This window comes from Massilia sp. 05N420 (assembly GCF_056397205.1).
In genome coordinates, this window is sequence record NZ_JBFTMX010000049.1 from 1 (window position 1) to 20,165 (window position 20,165).

The 20,165-nt window shown below is 66.5% G+C and carries 21 protein-coding genes; 14 read left to right on the top strand and 7 right to left on the bottom strand.

What is annotated here, in order from left to right; translation table 11 throughout:
* Nucleotides 1-415: 415 nt before the first annotated feature.
* From AC1DIX_RS23720 to AC1DIX_RS23770, 11 genes are all read left to right on the top strand, one after another.
* Nucleotides 416-1,915 (top strand): B12-binding domain-containing radical SAM protein, encoded by a 1,500-nt coding sequence (locus AC1DIX_RS23720; RefSeq protein WP_477327886.1) that lies wholly within the window; start codon nt 416-418, stop codon nt 1,913-1,915.
* A gap of 69 nt (nt 1,916-1,984) precedes the next feature.
* Nucleotides 1,985-3,136, top strand: coding sequence for an MlaE family ABC transporter permease (locus AC1DIX_RS23725; protein ID WP_477252128.1), 1,152 nt, complete (start codon nt 1,985-1,987; stop codon nt 3,134-3,136).
* On the top strand, nt 3,136-3,981 hold the full coding sequence (locus AC1DIX_RS23730) for an ABC transporter ATP-binding protein (RefSeq protein WP_442121282.1): 846 nt from the start codon (nt 3,136-3,138) through the stop codon (nt 3,979-3,981). The genes AC1DIX_RS23725 and AC1DIX_RS23730 overlap by 1 nt, the downstream gene beginning before the upstream one ends.
* A gap of 1 nt (nt 3,982) precedes the next feature.
* Complete coding sequence (locus AC1DIX_RS23735; RefSeq protein ID WP_442121281.1) at nt 3,983-4,930, top strand: MlaD family protein; 948 nt, start codon at nt 3,983-3,985, stop codon at nt 4,928-4,930.
* Nucleotides 4,927-5,589 carry an ABC-type transport auxiliary lipoprotein family protein gene (locus tag AC1DIX_RS23740; protein WP_477327888.1) on the top strand — a complete coding sequence of 221 codons (663 nt, stop codon included), beginning with the start codon at nt 4,927-4,929 and terminating at the stop codon, nt 5,587-5,589. The genes AC1DIX_RS23735 and AC1DIX_RS23740 overlap by 4 nt, the downstream gene beginning before the upstream one ends.
* Nucleotides 5,586-6,713 (top strand): VanZ family protein, encoded by a 1,128-nt coding sequence (locus AC1DIX_RS23745; protein WP_442121279.1) that lies wholly within the window; start codon nt 5,586-5,588, stop codon nt 6,711-6,713. The genes AC1DIX_RS23740 and AC1DIX_RS23745 overlap by 4 nt, the downstream gene beginning before the upstream one ends.
* 61 nt (nt 6,714-6,774) lie before the next feature.
* Nucleotides 6,775-7,101 (top strand): (2Fe-2S) ferredoxin domain-containing protein, encoded by a 327-nt coding sequence (locus AC1DIX_RS23750; RefSeq protein ID WP_435572599.1) that lies wholly within the window; start codon nt 6,775-6,777, stop codon nt 7,099-7,101.
* 16 nt (nt 7,102-7,117) lie between these two features.
* Nucleotides 7,118-7,759 (top strand): alpha/beta hydrolase, encoded by a 642-nt coding sequence (locus AC1DIX_RS23755; RefSeq protein ID WP_442121278.1) that lies wholly within the window; start codon nt 7,118-7,120, stop codon nt 7,757-7,759.
* A 96-nt stretch (nt 7,760-7,855) separates the two neighbouring features.
* Nucleotides 7,856-9,004: a D-alanyl-D-alanine carboxypeptidase family protein gene (locus tag AC1DIX_RS23760; protein ID WP_442121277.1), complete on the top strand. Its 1,149-nt coding sequence runs from the start codon at nt 7,856-7,858 to the stop codon at nt 9,002-9,004.
* Between the two features lie 138 nt (nt 9,005-9,142).
* Entirely contained in the window at nt 9,143-10,069 is a 927-nt protein-coding gene (locus tag AC1DIX_RS23765; RefSeq protein ID WP_477327890.1) for an aldo/keto reductase, read from the top strand.
* Nucleotides 10,066-10,389, top strand: a complete 324-nt coding sequence (locus AC1DIX_RS23770; protein WP_442121275.1) for a metal-sensitive transcriptional regulator — start codon at nt 10,066-10,068, stop codon at nt 10,387-10,389. Before AC1DIX_RS23765 ends, AC1DIX_RS23770 begins: the two co-directional genes overlap by 4 nt.
* Nucleotides 10,390-10,434: 45 nt before the next feature.
* On the opposite strand, the gene pssA is transcribed toward AC1DIX_RS23770, so the two are convergent.
* The gene (gene pssA / locus AC1DIX_RS23775; protein ID WP_477327892.1) at nt 10,435-11,214 is read right to left on the bottom strand and encodes a CDP-diacylglycerol--serine O-phosphatidyltransferase; all 780 of its coding nucleotides are present in this window, start codon (nt 11,212-11,214) and stop codon (nt 10,435-10,437) included.
* A gap of 149 nt (nt 11,215-11,363) precedes the next feature.
* Here pssA and AC1DIX_RS23780 point away from each other — a divergent pair, with 149 nt between their 5' ends.
* Both AC1DIX_RS23780 and AC1DIX_RS23785 read left to right on the top strand, forming a co-directional pair.
* Complete coding sequence (locus AC1DIX_RS23780; protein WP_477327894.1) at nt 11,364-12,335, top strand: CAP domain-containing protein; 972 nt, start codon at nt 11,364-11,366, stop codon at nt 12,333-12,335.
* A gap of 9 nt (nt 12,336-12,344) precedes the next feature.
* Nucleotides 12,345-12,929, top strand: coding sequence for an Hpt domain-containing protein (locus AC1DIX_RS23785; RefSeq protein WP_477327896.1), 585 nt, complete (start codon nt 12,345-12,347; stop codon nt 12,927-12,929).
* Here the strand turns inward: AC1DIX_RS23785 and AC1DIX_RS23790 are convergent.
* The 3 genes from AC1DIX_RS23790 to AC1DIX_RS23800 all read right to left on the bottom strand — a co-directional run bounded on the left by AC1DIX_RS23790 (nt 12,919) and on the right by AC1DIX_RS23800 (nt 14,846).
* Nucleotides 12,919-13,137: a hypothetical protein gene (locus AC1DIX_RS23790; protein WP_442121271.1), complete on the bottom strand. Its 219-nt coding sequence runs from the start codon at nt 13,135-13,137 to the stop codon at nt 12,919-12,921. The two genes, AC1DIX_RS23785 and AC1DIX_RS23790, sit on opposite strands and share 11 nt — an antisense overlap.
* Nucleotides 13,138-13,457: 320 nt before the next feature.
* Nucleotides 13,458-14,027, bottom strand: a complete 570-nt coding sequence (locus AC1DIX_RS23795) for a DUF1439 domain-containing protein (protein WP_477327898.1) — start codon at nt 14,025-14,027, stop codon at nt 13,458-13,460.
* Nucleotides 14,028-14,078: 51 nt separating this feature from the next.
* A complete protein-coding gene (locus AC1DIX_RS23800) occupies nt 14,079-14,846 on the bottom strand; it encodes an SDR family NAD(P)-dependent oxidoreductase (RefSeq protein WP_477327900.1) in 768 nt (255 codons plus the stop codon).
* Between the two features lie 123 nt (nt 14,847-14,969).
* Here AC1DIX_RS23800 and AC1DIX_RS23805 point away from each other — a divergent pair, with 123 nt between their 5' ends.
* Nucleotides 14,970-15,878, top strand: coding sequence for a LysR family transcriptional regulator (locus AC1DIX_RS23805; protein ID WP_442121268.1), 909 nt, complete (start codon nt 14,970-14,972; stop codon nt 15,876-15,878).
* Here the strand turns inward: AC1DIX_RS23805 and AC1DIX_RS23810 are convergent.
* The 3 genes from AC1DIX_RS23810 to mnmE are packed head-to-tail and all read right to left on the bottom strand — an operon-like array spanning nt 15,857 to nt 20,146.
* The gene (locus AC1DIX_RS23810; RefSeq protein ID WP_477327902.1) at nt 15,857-18,091 is read right to left on the bottom strand and encodes a hypothetical protein; all 2,235 of its coding nucleotides are present in this window, start codon (nt 18,089-18,091) and stop codon (nt 15,857-15,859) included. The two genes, AC1DIX_RS23805 and AC1DIX_RS23810, sit on opposite strands and share 22 nt — an antisense overlap.
* A complete protein-coding gene (locus tag AC1DIX_RS23815) occupies nt 18,088-18,762 on the bottom strand; it encodes a hypothetical protein (protein ID WP_477327904.1) in 675 nt (224 codons plus the stop codon). The genes AC1DIX_RS23810 and AC1DIX_RS23815 overlap by 4 nt, the downstream gene beginning before the upstream one ends.
* A 4-nt stretch (nt 18,763-18,766) precedes the next feature.
* Nucleotides 18,767-20,146, bottom strand: coding sequence for a tRNA uridine-5-carboxymethylaminomethyl(34) synthesis GTPase MnmE (mnmE, locus tag AC1DIX_RS23820; protein WP_477327906.1), 1,380 nt, complete (start codon nt 20,144-20,146; stop codon nt 18,767-18,769).
* Between the last annotated feature and the right edge of the window lie 19 nt (nt 20,147-20,165).

A 20,165-nucleotide genomic window follows, 5' to 3' on the forward strand; every position in this document is an offset into this window, starting at 1 on the left:
ACTCATTGCTGAGCAACGTTATACTTTTTGTGAACATTTGATAATTTAAGCATTCAGCATCCCGAAGGATGCTGGCACTTCATCAAACGCCCACACTTATCGACTGTTGATTGTTAAAGATCGTATTCGGTACTGCCTTGCTGCATTCGGCGAATCGTTTTGTTCGTCAGCAGCAGAGAAGCGAGATTATGCAGTGTTTCGCAGTGTTCGTCAACTTCTTTTTGCTTCGTGCCTTTCGGACACACCTCGGTGAAACTGCCGTAAAAACTTGAATCGGCGGTCGTATTCAACGAGGGACCGAATGATAGCAAAGCCCCGGCAGCCCCGCAAGGCCCGCACATGCAGCGCCACTGCAGACGCGCGCCGGACCGGTACAATGCACGCTTTGCCGTCCCGATTTCCGATCCGCACCGCCATGACCATCCTGCTCTCCACCCTCAACGCCCGCTATGCCCACGCTTCGCTGGGCCTGCGCTACCTGCTGGCCAATATGGGAGAGCTGCAGGAGCAGACTGCGCTGATGGAATTCGTCATCGGCGCCAAGACCACTGAAGTGGTCGAACGCCTGCTGGCCAGGAAGCCGCGCATCGTCGGCTTCGGCGTCTATATATGGAACGTCGAGGAGACGACCAGGGTCGTCGCCATGCTCAAGCGCGTCGCACCCGAGGTGACCGTCGTTCTGGGCGGTCCCGAGGTCTCCTACGAAACGGACAAGCAGGAGATCGTCCGCCTGGCCGACTACACTGTCACCGGCTGGGGCGATGTCAGCTTCCCCAAGCTGTGCGGCGAGATCCTGCGCGGCCCGAAGCCGATCATGAAAGTCCATGCCGGCGTCCAGCCGCCGATGGCCGACATCGCCCTGCCCTACTCTTTATATAGCGACGAGGACATCGCCCACCGCACCATCTACGTGGAAGCCTCGCGCGGCTGCCCTTTCAAGTGCGAGTTTTGTCTCTCGTCGCTGGACAAGACCGCCTGGCCCTTCGGCATCGACGGCTTCCTGGCCGAGATGGAAGGTCTTTACCAACGCGGCGCCCGGCTGTTCAAGTTCGTCGACCGCACCTTCAACCTGAACGTCAAGACCAGCCAGCGCATCATGCAGTTCTTCCTCGACAAGATCGCTGCCGCGCCAAACGATCCGGTCTATGCCCACTTCGAGCTGGTCCCCGACCACCTGCCGGAAGCGCTGAAGACGACCATCGCACAATTCCCGCCGGGCGCCCTGCAGTTCGAGATCGGCATCCAGAGCTTCAATCCCGAGGTGCAGGCGCTGGTGAGCCGGCGCCAGGACAATGCCAAGGCCGCGGACAACATCCGCTGGCTGCACGAACACTCGCACGCCCACCTGCACGTCGACCTGATCGCCGGCCTGCCGGGCGAGGGCGTCGACAGCTTCGCGCGCGGCTTCGACCACCTGGTATCGCTCGGCCCGCACGAGATCCAGTTCGGCATCCTGAAGCGCCTGCGCGGCACGCCGATCATCCGCCACACCGAGCCTTACGGGATGGTGTTCGATCCCTACCCGCCCTATACCGTACTGGCCACCGACCGCATCGACTTCCCGACAATGCAGCGCCTGGTGCGCTTTGCCCGCTATTGGGACCTGGTCGCCAACTCCGGCCGCTTCGCGCATACCGTCAAGACGCTGCTGGGCGAGACGCCCTTTGCGAACTTCATGGCCTTCTCCGACTGGATGTACACCCGGACCGACGCCACCCACCGCATCGCCCTCGACCGCCTGGCGAAGCTGGTGCAGGAATGGCTGCAACTGAAGGGCATGAGCGAGGATGCGGCGAAGGCGCTGCTGGCCAGCGACTACGCCGGCAATGTCGACAAGCCGGCCGGCCAGTCCGCGCACAAGCAAAAAGCAGCCGCCGCCGCGCCCGAACGCCAGGTCCGCCACCTGGCCGCCTGAGGACGCCGGCACAGGCACGTTACCGCCGCGCGTGTGGCACCTCCTGCGATTCTCTTTTACACTGCCGTAATGCAGATTGAAAATGCGCCAACATTAACTATCGAACATCCCAGCCCGGAGCAGAGGCCCGCTGGGACGGAGCAGTCCGTGGTGGCGCGCGGCGTATGGCAGGTCCACGCGCTGGCCAGGCGCGGCGCCATCAAGAGCATCAACAAGACCCTGGCCGGACTGGCCGGCAAACCCTCGCTGGCCTGGGACCTGTCGGAAGTGACGAGCCTCGACCACATCGGCGCCCAGATGTTCTGGAGCGCCTGGGGCAAGAAGCGTCCCAGCCACCTGACGCTCGACCCGAAGCAGGAAGAACTGTTCGCGCGCCTCGAGCAGGCCAGCGGCATCGAGCTGCCGCGGGTGCGCACCAGTCCCTTCAACTGGGTGATCAGGCTGGGTTCGGGCGTGCTGTCCTTCTTCGAGCACATGAAGGCGGTGGTGATCCTGGTCGGCCAGGTGGTGCAGGACGTCGGCCGCTTCATCCGCAATCCAGGCACGGGGCCGTGGAAGGAAATCTCGGCCAACATCTACCATTCCGGCTTCCAGGCCCTGGGCATCACCGCCCTGGTGGGCTTCCTGATCGGGATCGTGCTGTCCTACCTGTCGGCGCAGCAGCTGCGCATGTTCGGCGGCGACATCTACCTGGTCAACATCCTCGGCATGGCGATCATCCGCGAACTCGGGCCGCTGCTGGCGGCGATCCTGGTGGCCGGCCGCTCAGGCTCCTCGATCACGGCCCAGCTGGGCGTGATGCGGGTGACCGAGGAACTCGACGCCATGCTGGTGATGGGCATCTCGCACGGCTACCGCCTGATCATGCCGAAGGTGATCGCACTGGCGATCGCGATGCCGCTGCTGGTGGTCTGGACCGACTCCATGGCCCTGCTGGGCGGCATGCTGGCGGCCAAGGTCGAACTGAGCCTGTCGCTGCGCTACTTCATCCAGAAGCTGCCGTCGGCGGTGCCGATAGTGAACTACATGATCGGCCTCGGCAAGGGCATCGTGTTCGGCATGCTGATCGCCCTGACCGCCTGCCACTTCGGCCTGCGCATCAAGCCGAACACCGAAAGCCTGGGGCGCCTGACCACGACCTCGGTGGTCACCGCGATCACCGTCGTCATCATGGCCAACGCCGTGTTCGCGATCGTCTTTTCCGGCGTGGGGTTCAGCTGATGGACAAGACCCAAACCCAGACCCTGAATCTCAAGCCCGACGAAAAAGTCGGACCGCCGGTGGTCCAGATCCGCAACCTCTGGACCCGCTTCGGCCGCACCGTGGTGCACCAGGACCTGAGCCTCGATATTTACGCGGGCGAGATCCTGTCCATCGTCGGCGGCTCGGGCACCGGCAAGACCGTGCTGCTGCGCCAGATGCTGGGCCTGGAACACCCGTCGAGCGGCACGGTGACGGTGTTCGGCGAGGACGTCAGCAGCGCCAGTCCGGAACAGCTGCAGCGCATGCGCAACCACTGGGGCATGCTGTTCCAGCAGGGCGCCCTGTATTCGGCGCTGACGGTGTTCGACAACATCGCCCTGCCGCTGCGCGAGCTGCGCGCCCTGCCCGAGGACGTGATCCGCGATGCCGTGCTGCTGAAGATGAACATGGTGGGCCTGGGCCCGGGCGACGCCAACAAGATGCCGTCCGACCTGTCGGGCGGGATGATCAAGCGCGCCGCGCTGGCGCGCGCGCTGGCGCTCGAGCCCCAGCTGCTGTTCCTGGACGAGCCCACCGCCGGCCTGGATCCCGACCTCTCGGACACCTTCGTCGAGCTGATCCAGACCCTGCACAACGAGCTGCACCTGACCGTGGTGATGGTCACCCACGACCTCGATACCCTGTTCGCGCTGTCCTCGCGCATCGCGGTGCTGGCCGAGAAGCACGTGCTGGCGGTCGGCCCCGCATGCGACGTGCTGCGCGTGAAGCATCCCTTCATCAAACAATTTTTCCTCGGCCCGCGCGGCCAGCGGGCGCTGGAAGTGCTGGAAGAGCGCTACGCCGGAAAGGAAACGGAAGACTGACATGGAAAACAGATCGTATGCCCTGATGACGGGCTTCTTCACGGTCGCGCTGCTGGTGGCGGCCATCCTGGTCGGCCTGTGGCTGAACCGCGACCGCACCCAGATGCATCCCTACGAGATCGTCACCACCCAGACCATTCCGGGCCTGAACCCGCAGGCCGCGGTGCGCTACCGCGGCCTCGAGGTCGGGCGCGTCGACGACATCGTGTTCGACCCGCGCGTGACCGGCCAGATCCTGATCAGGCTGTCGATCGCCGACGGCGCGCCGGTCACCACCACCACCTTCGCCTCGCTCGGCTACCAGGGTGTGACCGGGATCGCCTTCATCCAGCTCGACGACGACCGCACCGGCTCGCCCCTGCTGCAAAGCGACAAGGGCCATGTGGCGCGCATCCCGCTGCGTCCCGGCCTGCTGGACCAGCTGGAAAAGCGCGGCCTGTCCATCCTCGAGAAGACCGAGCAGATCACGAACAGCCTGAACAGCATCCTGAGCCAGGAGAACGCCGACAAGATCACCGGCGCCGTCGACAACATCAGCAAGGCGGCGCAAGCCTACGGCGAGATCCCGAAACAGCTGCAGCCGACGCTGGCGCGCATGCCGGAACTGACCGCCAAGCTCGATCGCACCATGACTTCGGTGAACGAGCTGTCCACCAGCGCCAACAGCGCGGTGCGCAACTACGACCGCCTGGCCACCAACCTGCAGGCCCCGGGCGGCCCGATCGACCGCGCCGCCGGCGCCATCGCCTCGCTCGAAGGCGTGACCTCCGACCTCGAGATGCGCACCCTGCCGCACCTGGTCGAGATGACCGACGAGGCTCGCATCTCGCTGCGCGCCGTCCGCCGCACGGTGACGAATATCGGCGACCGTCCGCAGAGCATCCTGTTCGGCGCGCCCAGGGCCCAGCCAGGCCCCGGCGAACCCGGCTTCGTCCCACCGACCAAATGACCCATGAGGAAACCGTGACCCTGCTCAGTGCAACCCTACTCAAGCACCGTCTCATCGCCCTGGCCGCCGCCGCGCTGCTGCTCGCCGGCTGCGCCTCGCAGAAGGGCGAGCCGACCACCCAGTTCGACTTCGGCCCGGCCATGCAGTCCGCTTCCCAGGCACAGGCGCAGGCGGCGGTGCCGATCGGCGCGATCGTCGTCACCGACATCACCGGCTCGAGCGCCCTCGAGAACGAGCGCATGTTCTACCGCCTCAGCTATGCCGATGCCCTGCAGGCGCGCAGTTATGCGAACAGCCGCTGGACCGCGAACCCGCTGCAGATGATGACCCAGCGGATGAAGACCCGGATCGCGCAGGCGGGCGCCAAGGTGCTGTCCGAAACCGACGCCTCAAACGGGGTTCCGATCCTGCGTATCGACGTCGACGAATTCATCCACAACTTCAGCGGCGCGGCGCAGAGCGAAGGCCAGGTCGCGCTGCGCGCCTCGGTATTCCAGGGCCACGTGCTGGTCGACCAGCGCAGCTTTGCGCGCACCACCCCCGCAGGCACTGCGGATGCCGCCGGCGGCGCGCGCGCACTGGCTGCCAGCACGGATGCCATCGCGGTCGACATCGTGGCCTGGCTGGGTACGCTGAACCTGAACCTGAATCGCCGATGACCGGGACGCAAGACCAGGGCAGGCCGCGCGCATCGCCGGTTGCACGCGCCGCGCTGCTGGCCTACCTGCTGCTGATCGTCTACGCGAGCTGGTTTCCGTTTTCCGGTTGGCGCAGCAGCGGCCTGTCGCCGTTCACCTTCCTGAACCTGCAGCCGCAGCGCTACTGGACCGGCTTCGACGTCATGGTCAACATCGTCGGCTACATGCCGCTCGGTGTGCTGCTGGTGCTGTCCCTGCATCCGCTGGTGCGCGGCGTGTGGGCGGTGGCGGTGGCGGGCCTGACCGGCATCCTGGTGTCCGGCACCATGGAGACGGTGCAGAACTACCTGCCCAGCCGGGTGCCGTCGAACCTCGACCTGCTGACGAATTCGGCCGGCTGCCTGGCCGGCGCGGTGCTCGGGCTGTTCTTCGCCCCGCTGCTGCTCGACCATGGCCGCCTGCAGCGCCTGCGCCAGCGCTGGTTTGCCGCCTACGCCAGCCAGGGCCTGGTGCTGGTCGCGCTGTGGCCGCTGGCCCAGGTCTATCCCCAGGGTTACCTGTTCGGCAATGGCCAGATCCTGCCGCTGCTGTCGGAATGGCTGTCCGACTGGCTCGATGCCGACATCGACCTGGTGAGCATGATCCGCGGCGGCGCCGGCATGACGGTCGAACAGTACTGGCTGTCGGAGATCGTGATCACGGCCTGCGGCATGAGCGGCGCCGCCCTGACCCTGCTGTGCCTGGCCCGGAGCGGCGCGCCCAGGCTGTGGCTGATGCTGGCGCTGGTCTTCACCGGCATCGTGGTCAAGACCCTGGCCAGTTCGCTGTTCTTCTCGCCGGATAACGCCCTCACCTGGATCACGCCCGGCGCCCAGGGCGGCTTTTTGATCGGCCTGATCATGCTGGCCGGCCTGGCCTTCGCGCCCCCGGTGGCGCAGCGCCGCCTGGCCGTGGTGACCCTGGTGCTGTCGCTGATCGTGGTGAACACGATCCCGGCGAATCCTTATTTCGTCGCCACCCTGCAGGCCTGGCAGCAGGGTAAATTCCTGAACTTTAACGGCGCCGCCCAGTTCCTGGGCATGGCCTGGCCCTTCATCGCCCTGTGGTTCCTGCTGCTGCCTTCGCACCGCCTGAACCGCTCCTGACGGGAGAAGGGCGTATCATAGCGGACAGCTATAGCCCCATCCGGACCCATTCGAGAACGACATGAGCGACGACAAACCCTTTTACGAACACCACGTCTTCTTCTGCATGAACGTGCGCGAAGGCGAAGGCTGCCGCCCCAGCTGCGGCAAGCACGGCGCCGAAACCGCCCAGAAGCATGCCAAGAAGCGCATCAAGGAACTCGGCCTGAACGGCCAGGGCAAGGTGCGCATCAACCAGTCCGGCTGCCTGGACCGCTGCGAGGAAGGCCCCGTCGTGGTGGTCTACCCGCAGGGCACCTGGTACACCTATGTCGATACCTCGGACATCGACGAGATCATCGACCGCCACCTGATCAAGGGTGAAGTGGTCGAGCGCCTGAAAATCTGATCTGCCTTAGCAAGCAATGAACAAGCATTCGCAAAAGTTTTACCTGACCGGCCACGCCGGCAAGATGGAGTGCCTGCTGGACGAGCCGGAAGGCGCGCCGGGAAGCGCCCCCCGCGGCATCGCCCTGGTGGCCCACCCGCACCCGCTGTACGGCGGCACGATGGAGAACAAGGTCGCGCAGACGCTGGCGCGCGCCTTCGTCGGCCTTGGCTACGTGACGGCCCGCTTCAACTTCCGCGGCGTCGGCGAATCCGAAGGCACGTATGACGACGGCCGCGGCGAAGTCGACGACATGCAGGTCATGTACGAGCACATGACGGAACAGTACCCCGGCCTGCCGGTGGCGCTGACCGGCTTCTCCTTCGGCACCTTCGTCCAGGCCCAGCTGCAGCAGCGCCTGGAAGCGCAAGGCCGCCCGGCCGAGCGCCTGGTGCTGGTGGGAACCGCGGCCGGCAAATGGCCGATGCCGCCGGTCCCGGCGGACACCATCCTGATCCACGGCGAACTTGACGATACGATCACATTGCAGCAGGTGTTCGACTGGGCGCGCCCGCTCGACATCCCCGTCACCGTGATTCCGGGCGCCGACCATTTCTTCCACCGCAAGCTCGTTCATATTAAAAATCTTGTCGCGCAATTGTGGCGACGTGACATTTGAAGCGATCACTGGCCTATAATGGTCCGTCTTTGTTTTAGGCAATGCTCTTTAGCATTGCCTATGCATCACCATCCACTGATCACCTCGTTTGCTCCCATGAAAAAGTTAATCGCGGCCCTCGCCGCCAGTGCCCTCCTGATGTCGGCCGCCAATGCGCAGCAAGTGCCGGCCCCACAAATCGCCGCCCGTTCGTGGACCCTGCTGGATGTCACCAGCGGCCAGATCATCGCTTCGCAGGATGCGGACATGCGCATCGAGCCGGCTTCGCTCACCAAGGTCATGACCGCCTACGTCGTCTTCGGCGCCCTGCGTGACAAGAAGATCACGCTGGACCAGAAGGTCAATGTGTCGGTACGCGCCTGGAAGGTCGACGGCAGCAGCTCGAAGATGTTCATCGACCCCGCCACCCCGGTCTCGATCAACGACCTGCTGTACGGCCTGATGGTCCAGTCGGGTAACGACGCGGCGGTGGCGCTGGCCGAAGCCGTGGCCGGCGACGAAGGCACCTTCGCGCACCTGATGAACGAACAGGCCCAGCGCATGGGCATGAAGAACACGAAGTTCGCCAATCCGCACGGCCTGCCCAGCCCGGACAACTACTCGACCGCGCGCGACCTGTCGATCCTGGCCTCGCACGTGATCAAGGACTTCCCCGAGTTCTACAAGATCGACTCGGTCAAGGAATTCACTTATAACAAGATCAAGCAGCAGAACCGCAACCGCCTGCTGTGGCTCGACCCGACTGTGGACGGCATGAAGACCGGCCATACCGAAGCCTCGGGCTTCTCGATGATCGCTTCGGCCCACCGCCCGAACGGTACGGCCGGCGAGCGCCGCCTGATCTCGGTGCTGTCCGGCGCCACCTCCGACGGCAACCGCACCGCCGAAAGCCAGAAGCTGCTGAACTGGGGCTTCCAGAACTTCGACACCGTCAAGCTGTACACCAAGGGCCAGGCGATCGCCACCCCGGAAGTGTGGAAGGGCTCGAAGTCGACCGTGAAGATCGGCTTCCCCAACGACGTGCTGGTGACCGTGCCGAAGGGCGTGGCGCAGAAGATGAAGCCGGTCCTGGAACGCAAGGACCCGCTGGTCGCCCCGCTGGCCCTCAACGGCCGCGTCGGCACCCTCAAGATGATGGTCGACGGTAAACCGCTCCTGGCGCTGCCGGTGGTGTCGCTGGAAGAGGTGTCGGAAGCCTCGATCTTCGGGCGTGCCTGGGACTCGATGCGTCTGTGGATGAAATAATCCAGGCATGACGCAGGGTGGGCACTCCGTGTCCACGCGTGAGGTTAGCGACATGCTGGCTTCCGCGTGGCACAGGGTGCCCACGCTACGTTTACGGGCCAGCTATAATTTGCCGAACCGCTCAAAGGAATACCCACAATGACCCACGCCCTCCCCCGCGACCTGCACTGCCCCCGCATCGCCACCCGCGCGAACGGACTCGAACTGTCCCGCATCGTCGCCGGCATGTGGCGCATGGTCGAGTGGAACATGACGGTCGAGCAGCGCATCGCGCTGATCGAACAGTGCATCGCGATGGGCGTGACCTCGTTCGACCATGCCGACATCTACGGCAACTACGGCGTCGAAGGCCTGTTCGGCGAAGCCCTGCGCGCCCAGCCCTCGCTGCGCGACCGGATCCAGCTGGTGAGTAAATGCGGCATCAAGCTGCTGTCCAACAAGCGCCCCGAACACAGGATCCAGCATTACGACACCAGCGCCGCCCACATCGTGGCCTCCGCCGAGGAATCGCTGCGCCAGCTGCATACCGACCGCCTCGACCTGCTGCTGATCCACCGTCCGGATCCGCTGATGGACTTCGACGAGATCGCCGACGCCTTCACGCGCCTGAAGCAGGCCGGCAAGGTGCTGCACGCGGGCGTGTCGAACTTCAGCCGCCACCAGTTCGAAGTGCTGAACCGCCGCGTCGAACTGGCCACCAACCAGGTCGAGTTCTCGCCGCTGCACGTGGCGCCGATGTTCGACGAGACCTTCGACGGCCTGCAGGACCTGGGCGTCAACCCGATGATCTGGTCGCCGCTGGCCGGCGGCCGCCTGTTCACCTCGAACGAGGCGAATGCCGAGAACCTGCGCCTGGTGGTCAAGGAAATCGCCGACCGCCTGCACCAGCCCTTCGCCAGCGTGATCTTCGCCTGGATCATGCAGCTGCCGTCGAATCCGGTTCCGCTGACCGGCAGCGGCCGCATCGAGGCGATTGCGGTGGCGGTGGCCGGTACGAGCTTCAAACTGTCGCGCACCGACTGGTTCGCGATCCTGCGCGCGGCGCGCGGCCACGAAGTCGCATGAAGCACGCCGCCATGGCCGAGCCGCTGAAGATCGTCGAGGGCCGCGCCCTCGGCGCGCAGCAGAAGAAGGATTTATTGAACCGCCTGGCGCGGGTCGAGGGCCAGCTGCGCGGCATCCAGAAGCTGGTGGCGCTGGCCGATGCGCCGTCCGACTGCGATGCCGTGGCCCAGCAGATGGCGGCAGCACGCAAGGCGCTCGACCGCTCTTTCGTGCAGCTGCTCACGGCCAGCATCGTCAACCAGACCGGCAACGCGGCGGATCTGGAGGATGCAAAACGAAGCGCCGCTCATTTGGCGGCGCTGTTCGACAAGTTCGCTTGAAAAAAACGGTCCCCGCAATCCAGACCACTGGCCTGGATTGCCGTTTCACTCTTCGTACACCTTCGGCGGCGAAATGCCGCGCCATCCCCCCTGCCACGCGATGTTCAGCAGCAGCGCCGCACTGATATACAGCACGAAGAACAGCGCGAAGAAGCGCGTCTGCAGCAGCACCAGCAACAGCACGCACACGCCCAGCGCGACGAACATCGCCTTCGATTTCGGCTGCTTGGAGCTGGGGAATCGGATCGTCGACACCATCAGCGCGCCGACCGCCACCATCAGCAGCATCACCAGGAAGGCCTGCGCCATGCCGGCCGCCGGTTCCGGCCAGGCCACCACCACCGCGGCCACGCAGGCCGCGCCGGCGGTGATCGGCATGCCGACGAAGTAACGCGGATCGGTCCTGCCCACCATGACATTGAAGCGCGCCAGGCGCAGCGCGCCGCAGGCGACGAACACGAAGCAGGCCAGGCCGCCCATGCGCACCAGGGTCGGATGGTCGGCGCTCATCTGCGCGAAGCCGTAGCAGTACAGCAGCAGGCCGGGGGCGCAGCCGAAGTTCATCACGTCGGCGATCGAGTCGAGCTGCACGCCGAAGTCCGACTGGGTATTGGTGGCGCGCGCCACGAAGCCGTCGAGGGCATCGAAGACGCCGGCCAGCACCAGCAGGATGGCCGCCAGGCGGTAGTCGGACGGGTTGCCCACCGGGGCATTGTCGACCGAGATGACGATGCTGCCGAAGCCGCAGGCGATCGACAGCAGGGTCACGAAACTGGGCAGGGCAAACTTGGCGCGGGCGAGGCGCTGCTGGCGGCTAGGCTTCAAATTATCAGCTCGACAAATGGAAAGAATGGCTTATTTTACATGGACTTACGTGCGAACCGGATTTATCGCGCCGCATCGTCATGAATCCACGAATTAGCCTAGAATGGCAGTTCTTTTTAGCCGGTATCGCCGGAAGTTGGGAGTCTTACATGATGATCAAACCGCATTCTGCGAAGAGCATCGTCGCCGCTTTCATGACCGCCCTGGCGCTGGCCGCCTGCGGCGGCGGCGGCTCGGGCAACGGCGGCGCGAACGGCGCAAACGGCTCGTCGGGCGGCACGTCGACCGGGTTTTCGGGACAGGACGCCTCGGCGCCGATCCTGACGAACAACGTGGCGACCGATGGCTTCAACTGGATCAACTACCGGCGCACGCAGGCGGGCGTCGGTGCGCTGGCGCGTAACAACATGCTGGACCGGGCGGCCCAGGCCCACTCGGACTACCAGCGCATCAACAATGCGGTGACCCACACCGAGGAGTCCAACAAGGCCGGCTTCACCGGCGCCACGGTGGAAGACCGCGTGCAGGCCGCCGGCTACAAGCTGGTACGCAGCTACGCCACCGGCGAGATCATCGCCGCCACCACCAACAACACCGGCTTCTACCTGGCCGAGGAACTGGTCACGGCGATCTACCACCGCTTCGTGATGTTCGAACCCCTGTTCAAGGACATGGGCAGCGGCTCGGCCACGGCGTCGAACAACTATATCTATTTCACCACCAACCTCGGGGCCACCGGCGGCTACAGCCCGGGCCTGCCCAGCCATACCATTGTCACCTGGCCCTTCGACGGCCAGACCGGGGTGCAGCGCAACTTCCTGAGCGACTACGAGGAGCCGGACCCGGTCCCCGACGTCAATGAGGTCGGCTACCCGATCAGCGTGCATGCGAACCTGACCGAGACCATCGCCGTGCAGAGCTTCACGGTGCGTCCGCGCGGCGGCGCCAACCTGAGCACCCGCCTGCTGGTGAAGGGCCAGGACGCGAACACCACCATGTCCTCGGTGGCGGCCATCATTCCGCTGTCTCCGCTGACTGCCGGCACGACCTATGACGTCAGCTTCAGCGGCACCTTGAGCGGCACGGCGGTCAGCAAGACCTGGTCGTTCACGACCAAGTAAGCGGCGGACATGACGCCGCCGGATCACTATCCCTCCTCTCCCGCCATCCACCACGTGAACGGCGTCGCCCGCCTGATGGGCGACGCCGCCCTGTTCGCGCGCGTGCTGGCGCGCTTCCGCAAGGAGTACCGGAATACGACGGCCGTCATCCGTGGCGCCATCGAAGCCGGCAACGTGCAGCTGGCGCAACGCCTGGCCCACACGCTCAAGGGCGCAGCCGGGATGATCGAAGCGCTGCCCCTGCAGGCGCAAGCGCAGGCGCTGGAGCAGGCGCTGCGCCAGGGCGCCGATCCCGCCCTGCCCCTGGCGCGGCTGGAGCGCGCGCTCGATGAGGTGATGCGCGAACTGGATGCGCTGGAAGGCGCCCCGTCCGGGCCGGTCGCGCTGCAGGACGCGCTGCCGGGAGAGAAAAGCGGCGAGGCCGCGGCGACGTTGCGCGCCCTGCTCGAAGACGGCAACGGCGACGCGATCGACCTGGTGCGGGAGGCCGCGGCAAGCTTGACGAGGGAATTAGGAGAGGATCGCTACCGCCGGGTCGCGGCAGCGATCGAGGTGTTCGACTTCGAAGGCGCGCTGGCCAGGCTCAGCGCGTGAATTCGGCTTCTTCGTCGAAGGAGTCGGAACAGGATTTTCCGCAGAAGCGGCGCACGCTGTCCAAAGGTTTTTCGCAGTACCAGCACGAGCCTTTCGGCGGCAGGCTGAGACGCGCCGGCACCGGCGCTGCGCCGGTGTCGATCGATGCGGCGACGAGCGGCTCGACGGCCAGGCTCTTCTCCGGAAAACCTTCCTGTATCGTTCCCAAGGTCACCCCCTTACCGGCAGCAATTCAGTATCGCAAAGATTACTTTAGTGGAACACCGTGTGCATGAGAAAGCGCAAGCGCGGCTTGTCCATTGCATGCTGATGCGCACCCGAAGCCGTTCCAGTGTGCGCCGATTGCGCTACCTCCGCAATGGCGTGCTGACGACAGTCTTGATGTCGCAACAGTTACGGCACTCCCCGATTCATCGAAGCGAACGATGCCGGACTTCTAGCTGCGAGAAATAATAGCAGTATTGGCAACAGGCGCACGGAGCCTTTCAATCGTGCGCGGCCCGCGTCTCGGATTTGCGACGGGGTAAGTCAGCGCACCGGTTCGACGGTCACGACCAGCGCGCCGGGGATGGTATCGAGGCGGGTCGGCACGAACTGGACGCCGGCATAGCGCAGGTCTTCCGTGCGGAAGCTGTAGATGGCGACGTCGCGCACCAGCTGGTTCATGAGCACATCGGCGGCGCGTCCGAGATCGTTGGCGCGGACGCTGTCCATGCCCTGGACGTCGAAGCGGTCGACGTGGGCGTCGGCCATGAACACGCCGCTGCGCGCGGCATCCACGTAGAGGTGGCCGGACAGGGTCATGATGCCGGCCCAGGACTGGCGCAGGAAAGGCGGCGATACCGACAGGTCCAGGGTCAGCGCCACGCGGTCGCTGTCGGGCAGGATGTCCAGCCGCGGATGGGTGAGCTGGACGTCGAATAGTTGGAGCAGGCGGTTACGCAGCGGGAAGCGCCGCTCCAGGCCGGCCTGCAGCTTCGCCKGCGGGATCTCGACGCGGCGCGGTCCGGCGAGGCCGGCGCAGGAAGCCAGCATCCCGCCTGCCGCCAGTGCCGCCACCGTCAAACCGAAACGCCGCCGCGTGATCCCCTTTTCCATGCCCGCCTCGCCCTTCAACTGTTCAGATGGGCGAAGCGTAGCATATTCGGCTTACAGCCCCATTCCGCCCGACGCTTCGATGCGCTGGCCGGTGATCCAGGCGCTGCCCCCGGCCAGCAGGCTGGCGGCGGCGCCGCCGATATCGTCGGCCAGGCCGGCGCGGCCCAGCGCCGTCTGCGAAGCCACCCAGGCGTTCATGTTCGCATCGTCGCGCACCCGGCCGCCGCCGAAATCGGTGGCGATGGCGCCCGGCGCCAGCGTGTTCACCGAGATGCCGCGTTCGGCCAGCTCGCGCGCCAGGTAGCGGGTCAGGACCTCGACGCCGCCCTTGGCCGCGGCATAGGCGCCGGCGCCGGCCAAGGTGAAGCGGGTCAGGCCGCTGGAGATGTTCAGGATGCGGCCGCCGTCGTTCAGGCGCGGCGCCAGGGCCTGGGTCAGGAACACGGCCGATTTCAGGTGGACCGCGATCATGCCGTCGAACTGCGCCTCCGTCAGTTCCATCAGCGGCACGTGCAGGCCGCTGCCGGCATTGTTGATGAGGATGTCGAAGCGCTCGCGGCCCCAGCCGGCCAGCACCGCGTCCACCTGGCCGGCGAAGCCCGGGAAGGCGCCGCTGTCCGCCACGTCCAGCTTCAGGGCGGCCGCCTTGCGGCCCAGCGCCTCGATCGCCGCCACGGCGTCCTGCGCGGCCGCTTCGTTCTGCTGGTAGGTCAGGATGATGTCGACGCCGTCGCGCGCCAGGTGCAGGGCCATGCTGCGGCCGAGGCCACGGCTGCCGCCGGTGATGATGGCGATACGGGAGGTGTTCTGGATAGTCATGTCGGGCTCCTTTGCTTCGTTTCGTGGTTTCGTGAGAGGAGTCCAGTGTATTCTTCGTCTAAACTGCAATAAACGCACGAAATCCGAATTGACTTTGCAGGATTTACGAAGAATCATGGATGCATGAACGAACTCGATACGATCCAGGTCTTCCTGAAGGTGGCGGAACTCGAGAGCTTCAGCGGCGCCGCCCGCCAGCTCGGCCTGCCGAATGCGACGGTGTCCGCAGCCGTGCGCCAGCTCGAGCAGCAGCTGGGCACGCGCCTGCTGCAGCGGACCACGCGCCGGGTCCAGATGACGCAGGAGGGCGAAGCCTTCCACGCGCGCAGCCGCGAAGTGCTGAACGAAGTCGAGGCGCTGCGCGGCATGTTCCGCGGCGGCGCCGACGTGCTCACCGGCCGCCTGCGGGTCGACATGTCGGTGATGATGGCCACCAAGCTGGTACTGCCGCGCATGAAAGAATTCATGGCCCGGCATCCGCAGCTGACGATCGACCTCGGCACCGCCGACCGCCGCGTCGACCTGATCCGCGAAGGCTACGATTGCGTGCTGCGCGCCGGCACCCTGCTCGATTCCAGCCTGGTGGCGCGCCCGCTGGGCAGCTACCGGCAGGTCAACTGCGCCAGCCCGGCCTACCTGGAACGGTACGGCACCCCGCAGCGTCTCGAAGACCTGGCCCGGCATCGCCTGATCCACTACGACGCCCAGCTGGGCGGCAGCGCCCCGGCCTGGGAATGGTTCGACGGCGAGCGTACGCATTACGCGCCGGTGGGCAGCGCGCTGACGGTGAACGGCACCGCCTCCTACGAAGCCGCCTGCGTGGCCGGGCTCGGGATCATCCAGGTGCCGCAGGCCGGCCTGCGCGAGCAATTCAGCGCCGGCCGGCTGGTCGAGGTGCTGCCGGACTACCGGCCGGCGCCGATGCCGCTGGCTTTCGTGTATCCGACCCGGCGCCACGTGCCGGCGCGGGCGGTGGCCTTCATGGACTGGGTGGCGGAGCTGATGGCGCCCTATCTGGATTCGGGCGAGTAGTAATAAGGCGTCTTCCGCGCCCACTCCGTGCCCGGATAGCGCTTTTGCAGCAGGTTGAAGGCCTTGCGCGACAGCTGCGATGCGCCCGGGTCGAGGCAGCCGCCGCGCGTGGACATCACCACGACGTGCAGCAGCCAGGGCAGCTCCGGATCCTTCGGGTGGCTGTCCAGCCAGGCCAGCACATCGTCGCCGACAGTGCCGGTGGCGGTTTTCATCGGCGCCAGGCGGGCCAGCTCGTCGCGCACGGCATCGGCATTGCCGGTGGCCGGCATGACGGGCAGGCGCCAGGCGAAGCGGTCCTCGCCGATTTGCGCAAAGTCGGTCCCGCGGAAGTAGCACCAGTTTGAGGCAGTGACCTCGTCCTCGTTCATGCGCGCAACCGGCTGGGGCGCCATGTCCAGCTGCGCGGACAGGCCGAAGCGCAGGGCCGCCACCAGCGCAATATGGCGCCGTTCAGCGCTCGACCCTGCGCGGCTGTAACGCTGTGCCGGCGCCTCCAGTTCGGGTACCAGCTGCGCGAGCACGGCAGCGGCAGCGGCACCCTGCTCCGGCTTGTCGAGCAGGGAAGCGCGGATCCATGCGGCGCCGGCGGCGCGGGCGCGCAGGGGCTTGGGCAAGCTGTCGACACGCGCCAGCTCGACCATGCCCGCCACCGGCAGGCCGACCTTGAACCACAGCAGGCCGTCGTCGTTGATCATGTCCTCCTTCTGCGCGGGATTGCCCTTGCGGTAATCGACGTTGGTGCGCAACAGCCAGGCAGCGGCGTCCGGCACCGAAGTGGCGACGGCAAAGCGCTCCTCACGGAACAGGTTGCGCGTGCCCGGCGACAGCGTGCGCCGCAGGGCCGCCTCGCTGACGGCGCGCGCTTCCTGCTGCCGGCCCGCCAGGCGGTACAGGCGTGCCAGGTGGTAGCGCAGGGTCAGCCCGGACGGATCATCGACGCCGACCGCCAGCGCCGCACGCTCCATCTCCGGCGGCATGTTTGATGCCAGCATCATCGCCGCTACCAGCCAGGTATTCGCCCTGGTCTGCTGCCAGCGCTGCAGCGCATGCGTGGCCTGGGTGGCGCAGGAAGGCTCCTTGCGTTGCCGGTCGCAGCCTTGCAGGGTCTCGATCCAGTCGATGAAGTCGTATTGCTTGCCCGCCTGCGGCCTGGCGCCATCCATCAGGATCGTCCAGTCGCCCARCCGGTCCAGCGCGAACGGGTCGGCTGCCGGATCGTCCAGGTAGCGGTTCAGCTCTTCCAGGCGGATCTCGGGCGTGAGATTCACACGCATCGAACGCAGCAGCGCCCGGGTGGGTTCATGCATGGGTGCGAGCGAGGCGTCGGCCAGGATGACTGCACCGCGCTGCTCGAGCGCGCGCGCCTCCCTGTCGCGCGGGGCCAGTTCGTGTTCCTTGACGGCCAGCGCGCGCCGGATGTCCGAGCGCAGCGCCAGGTATTGGCCCAGGCCCTGCATCGGATGGCCGCGCGTGGCGCCGATGCGCTCGAACTGCACCGTGCTCTCCGCATAACGCTGCAGGTAGAAGTTCCAGGCGGCGCGCTGGTAGTCGCGCAGCTGGCGCCAGAATGCCGGCTCGGATTCCGGCAGCGGCGCCGGCAGCACCAGCTGCGGCGGCTTCTGGTTGCCATAACGGTAGCGCGCATCCTCCGCTTCGGCACAGGCTTCGGCAACCTGGTACTGGGCGCGCACCCAGGCGGCGCGCCTTTCCTTGTTCGCGTCCGGGCGTGCCGCCAGCATGCGCCAGGTCAGTCTGGCCTGCTCGTTCGCGGCCGCCGGGCAGGCGTCGTATTTGTAGAGCGCCCTATCGTTTTCAGCGACCTGCAGGATCTCCGCGAGAATGGCCAGGGGTCCCTGCAGCGGCGACTTTCTCGCGTCTTCCACTTCGGTCGCGGTGGCATCGGCCCAGCCGTGATCGAAGGCCGAACCGTCGGCGCGCGCCAGGCCGCCAGCGGTGCCCGGCGCTGCGGCCACCTTCGGCCCGAGCGAGATCGCGCGCCACGCCGTGTACAGGTAGACGCGGCGCATGCCCGGCTGCAGGACGCCGAGCTCCCCTGCCTGGAAACGCTCGAGCGGAATGTCCGGCGCGCGGTAGGCCTTGAACATGCTGTAGCTGGGACCGTAGTCGCCGCTGGCGCCGGCATCCCCGGTCACCGATAATGCGGCGGCAAGCATGGCGGCGATCATGGCAGCCCTCGGAAAACGCTTCATTCGGGATCTCTCCATCCTTTTTCATCGAACCAGTAAGTGCGCCTGTAGCGCGCCGCCACCGCGGGCGCGAACGGCTCCTGCCGCGAAAAGCCGGCACTGCCCGTGCGGCAGAGGGGATGCAGCAGCTGCGGCCGGGACCCTACGATATCGCGCAGCGCCGCATTGTCGCGGCCCATTCGGAAGAACATCGGCACCACCTCGTCGGCCTTGAGCCCGTCCAGCCAGGACGGCGAGCGGCACCACCAGCCGAGCGCCGTGACGCTCAGGCGTACGCCATGCGGCAGGGAGTCGTGGATGCTGTTCACCAGGGCGCGATAGTCGGCGCGCTGCGAAGGACGGGCCTCGAGGTCCAGCTGGACCCAGCCAGAGGTGGTCGCGCGCGCCGCCTTGCGCATGGCCTCGATCACAACGGCGCGCGCCGGCTGCAGGCTGGCGGGCGGCCGCAGCGCATCGATCTCAACGTGCACCACCGGGACGACCCTGGTGTCCTCCGTCAGCCGCCGTGGCCGGGCGCCGGGACGCACCAGCACCTTGTCGCCGGCCAGCCAGATGTGGCGGTCGACCACGGCGACGGTCGGCCGCGACCAGGCCGGCACCGGCGCATCGCGCCACAGCCAGGCGACGGCATCCGCGCCGGGTGCGGGCGGCAGGTCGGCGGACAGGGGCGGCATCGAATTACTTGCCGATGCAGAAGCGGCTGAAAATCACCCCCAGCAGATCATCCGGCGTGAACTGCCCGGTAATGCTGGACAGCTGATCCTGCGCCAGCCTCAGCTCCTCGGCAAACAGGTCGAGCGACTGGTCGTCCAGCGCCGCGTGCGCCGCCGCCACATCGAGGTGCTCGCGCGCCGCGCGAAGGGCGATCAGGTGACGTTCGCGCGCCAGGTAGAGCGATTCGCCGGTCTGTTGCCAGCCGGCGATGCGCAGCAGTTCCGCGCGCAGGAGCTCGATGCCGATCTTCTCGTGGGCCGACAGGTAGATGTGGGTCGCGTCCGCGCCCGCGTCCACCGAGGGTTTGTGGCCCGACAGGTCGATCTTGTTCCAGATGCGGATGACCGGCACGCCTTCCGGGAAGGCGGCGACGATCTCCTCGTCGGCCCTGGCCGGACCCAGGTTCGCATCCAGCAGGTGCAGGATCACGTCGGCCTTGCCGACTTCTCCCCAGGTGCGCTCGATGCCGATGCGCTCGACCACGTCGATGCCCTCGTCCACCGCGCGGATGCCGGCCGTGTCGATGATGTTCAGCGGGATGCCCTCGACCTGGATGGTCTCGCTGACCTTGTCGCGCGTGGTACCGGCGATCGGGGTGACGATGGCGACGTCGGCGCCGGCCAGCGCGTTCAGCAGCGAGGATTTACCCACATTCGGCTGGCCGACCAGCACCACGTTCAGGCCTTCGCGCAGCAGCGCACCTTGCGCGGCCTGGCGGAACACGTGTTCCAGCGCGTCGATGATGCCGGCCAGCTGGCCGCGCGCATTGGATTTCTCGAGGAAGTCGATCTCCTCCTCCGGGAAGTCGAGCGTGGCCTCGACCAGCATGCGCAGGTTGATGGTCTTGTCGACCAGCTCGTGCACGACTTTCGAGAAGGCGCCGGACAGCGATTGCGAGGCCGACTTGGCGGCGGCTTCCGTCGAGGCGTCGATCAGGTCGGCCACGGCCTCGGCCTGGGCCAGGTCGAGCTTGTCGTTCAGGAAGGCGCGGCGCGTGAATTCGCCCGGTTCGGCCAGGCGCAGGCCGGCGTCCGCGCCGGCTTCCAGCACGCGCGCCAGCAGCATGCGCAGCACCACCGGACCGCCGTGGCCCTGCAGTTCCAGCACGTCCTCGCCCGTATAGGAGTGAGGGCCCTTGAAGTACAGGGCCAGGCCTTCGTCGATGACGCTACCCGCGGCGTCCTTGAACGGGATGTAGGTGGCGTGGCGTGGCGCCAGCGTCAAGCCGGGGAACAGGGCGTCGATCAGCGGCGCCAGCGACTTGCCGGAGGCGCGCACGACGCCGATGCCGCCGCGGCCGGGGGCGGTGGCGATGGCGGCTATTGGGGAGGTGTCGAGTTTCATAGAGGAGGATTGTACCTAC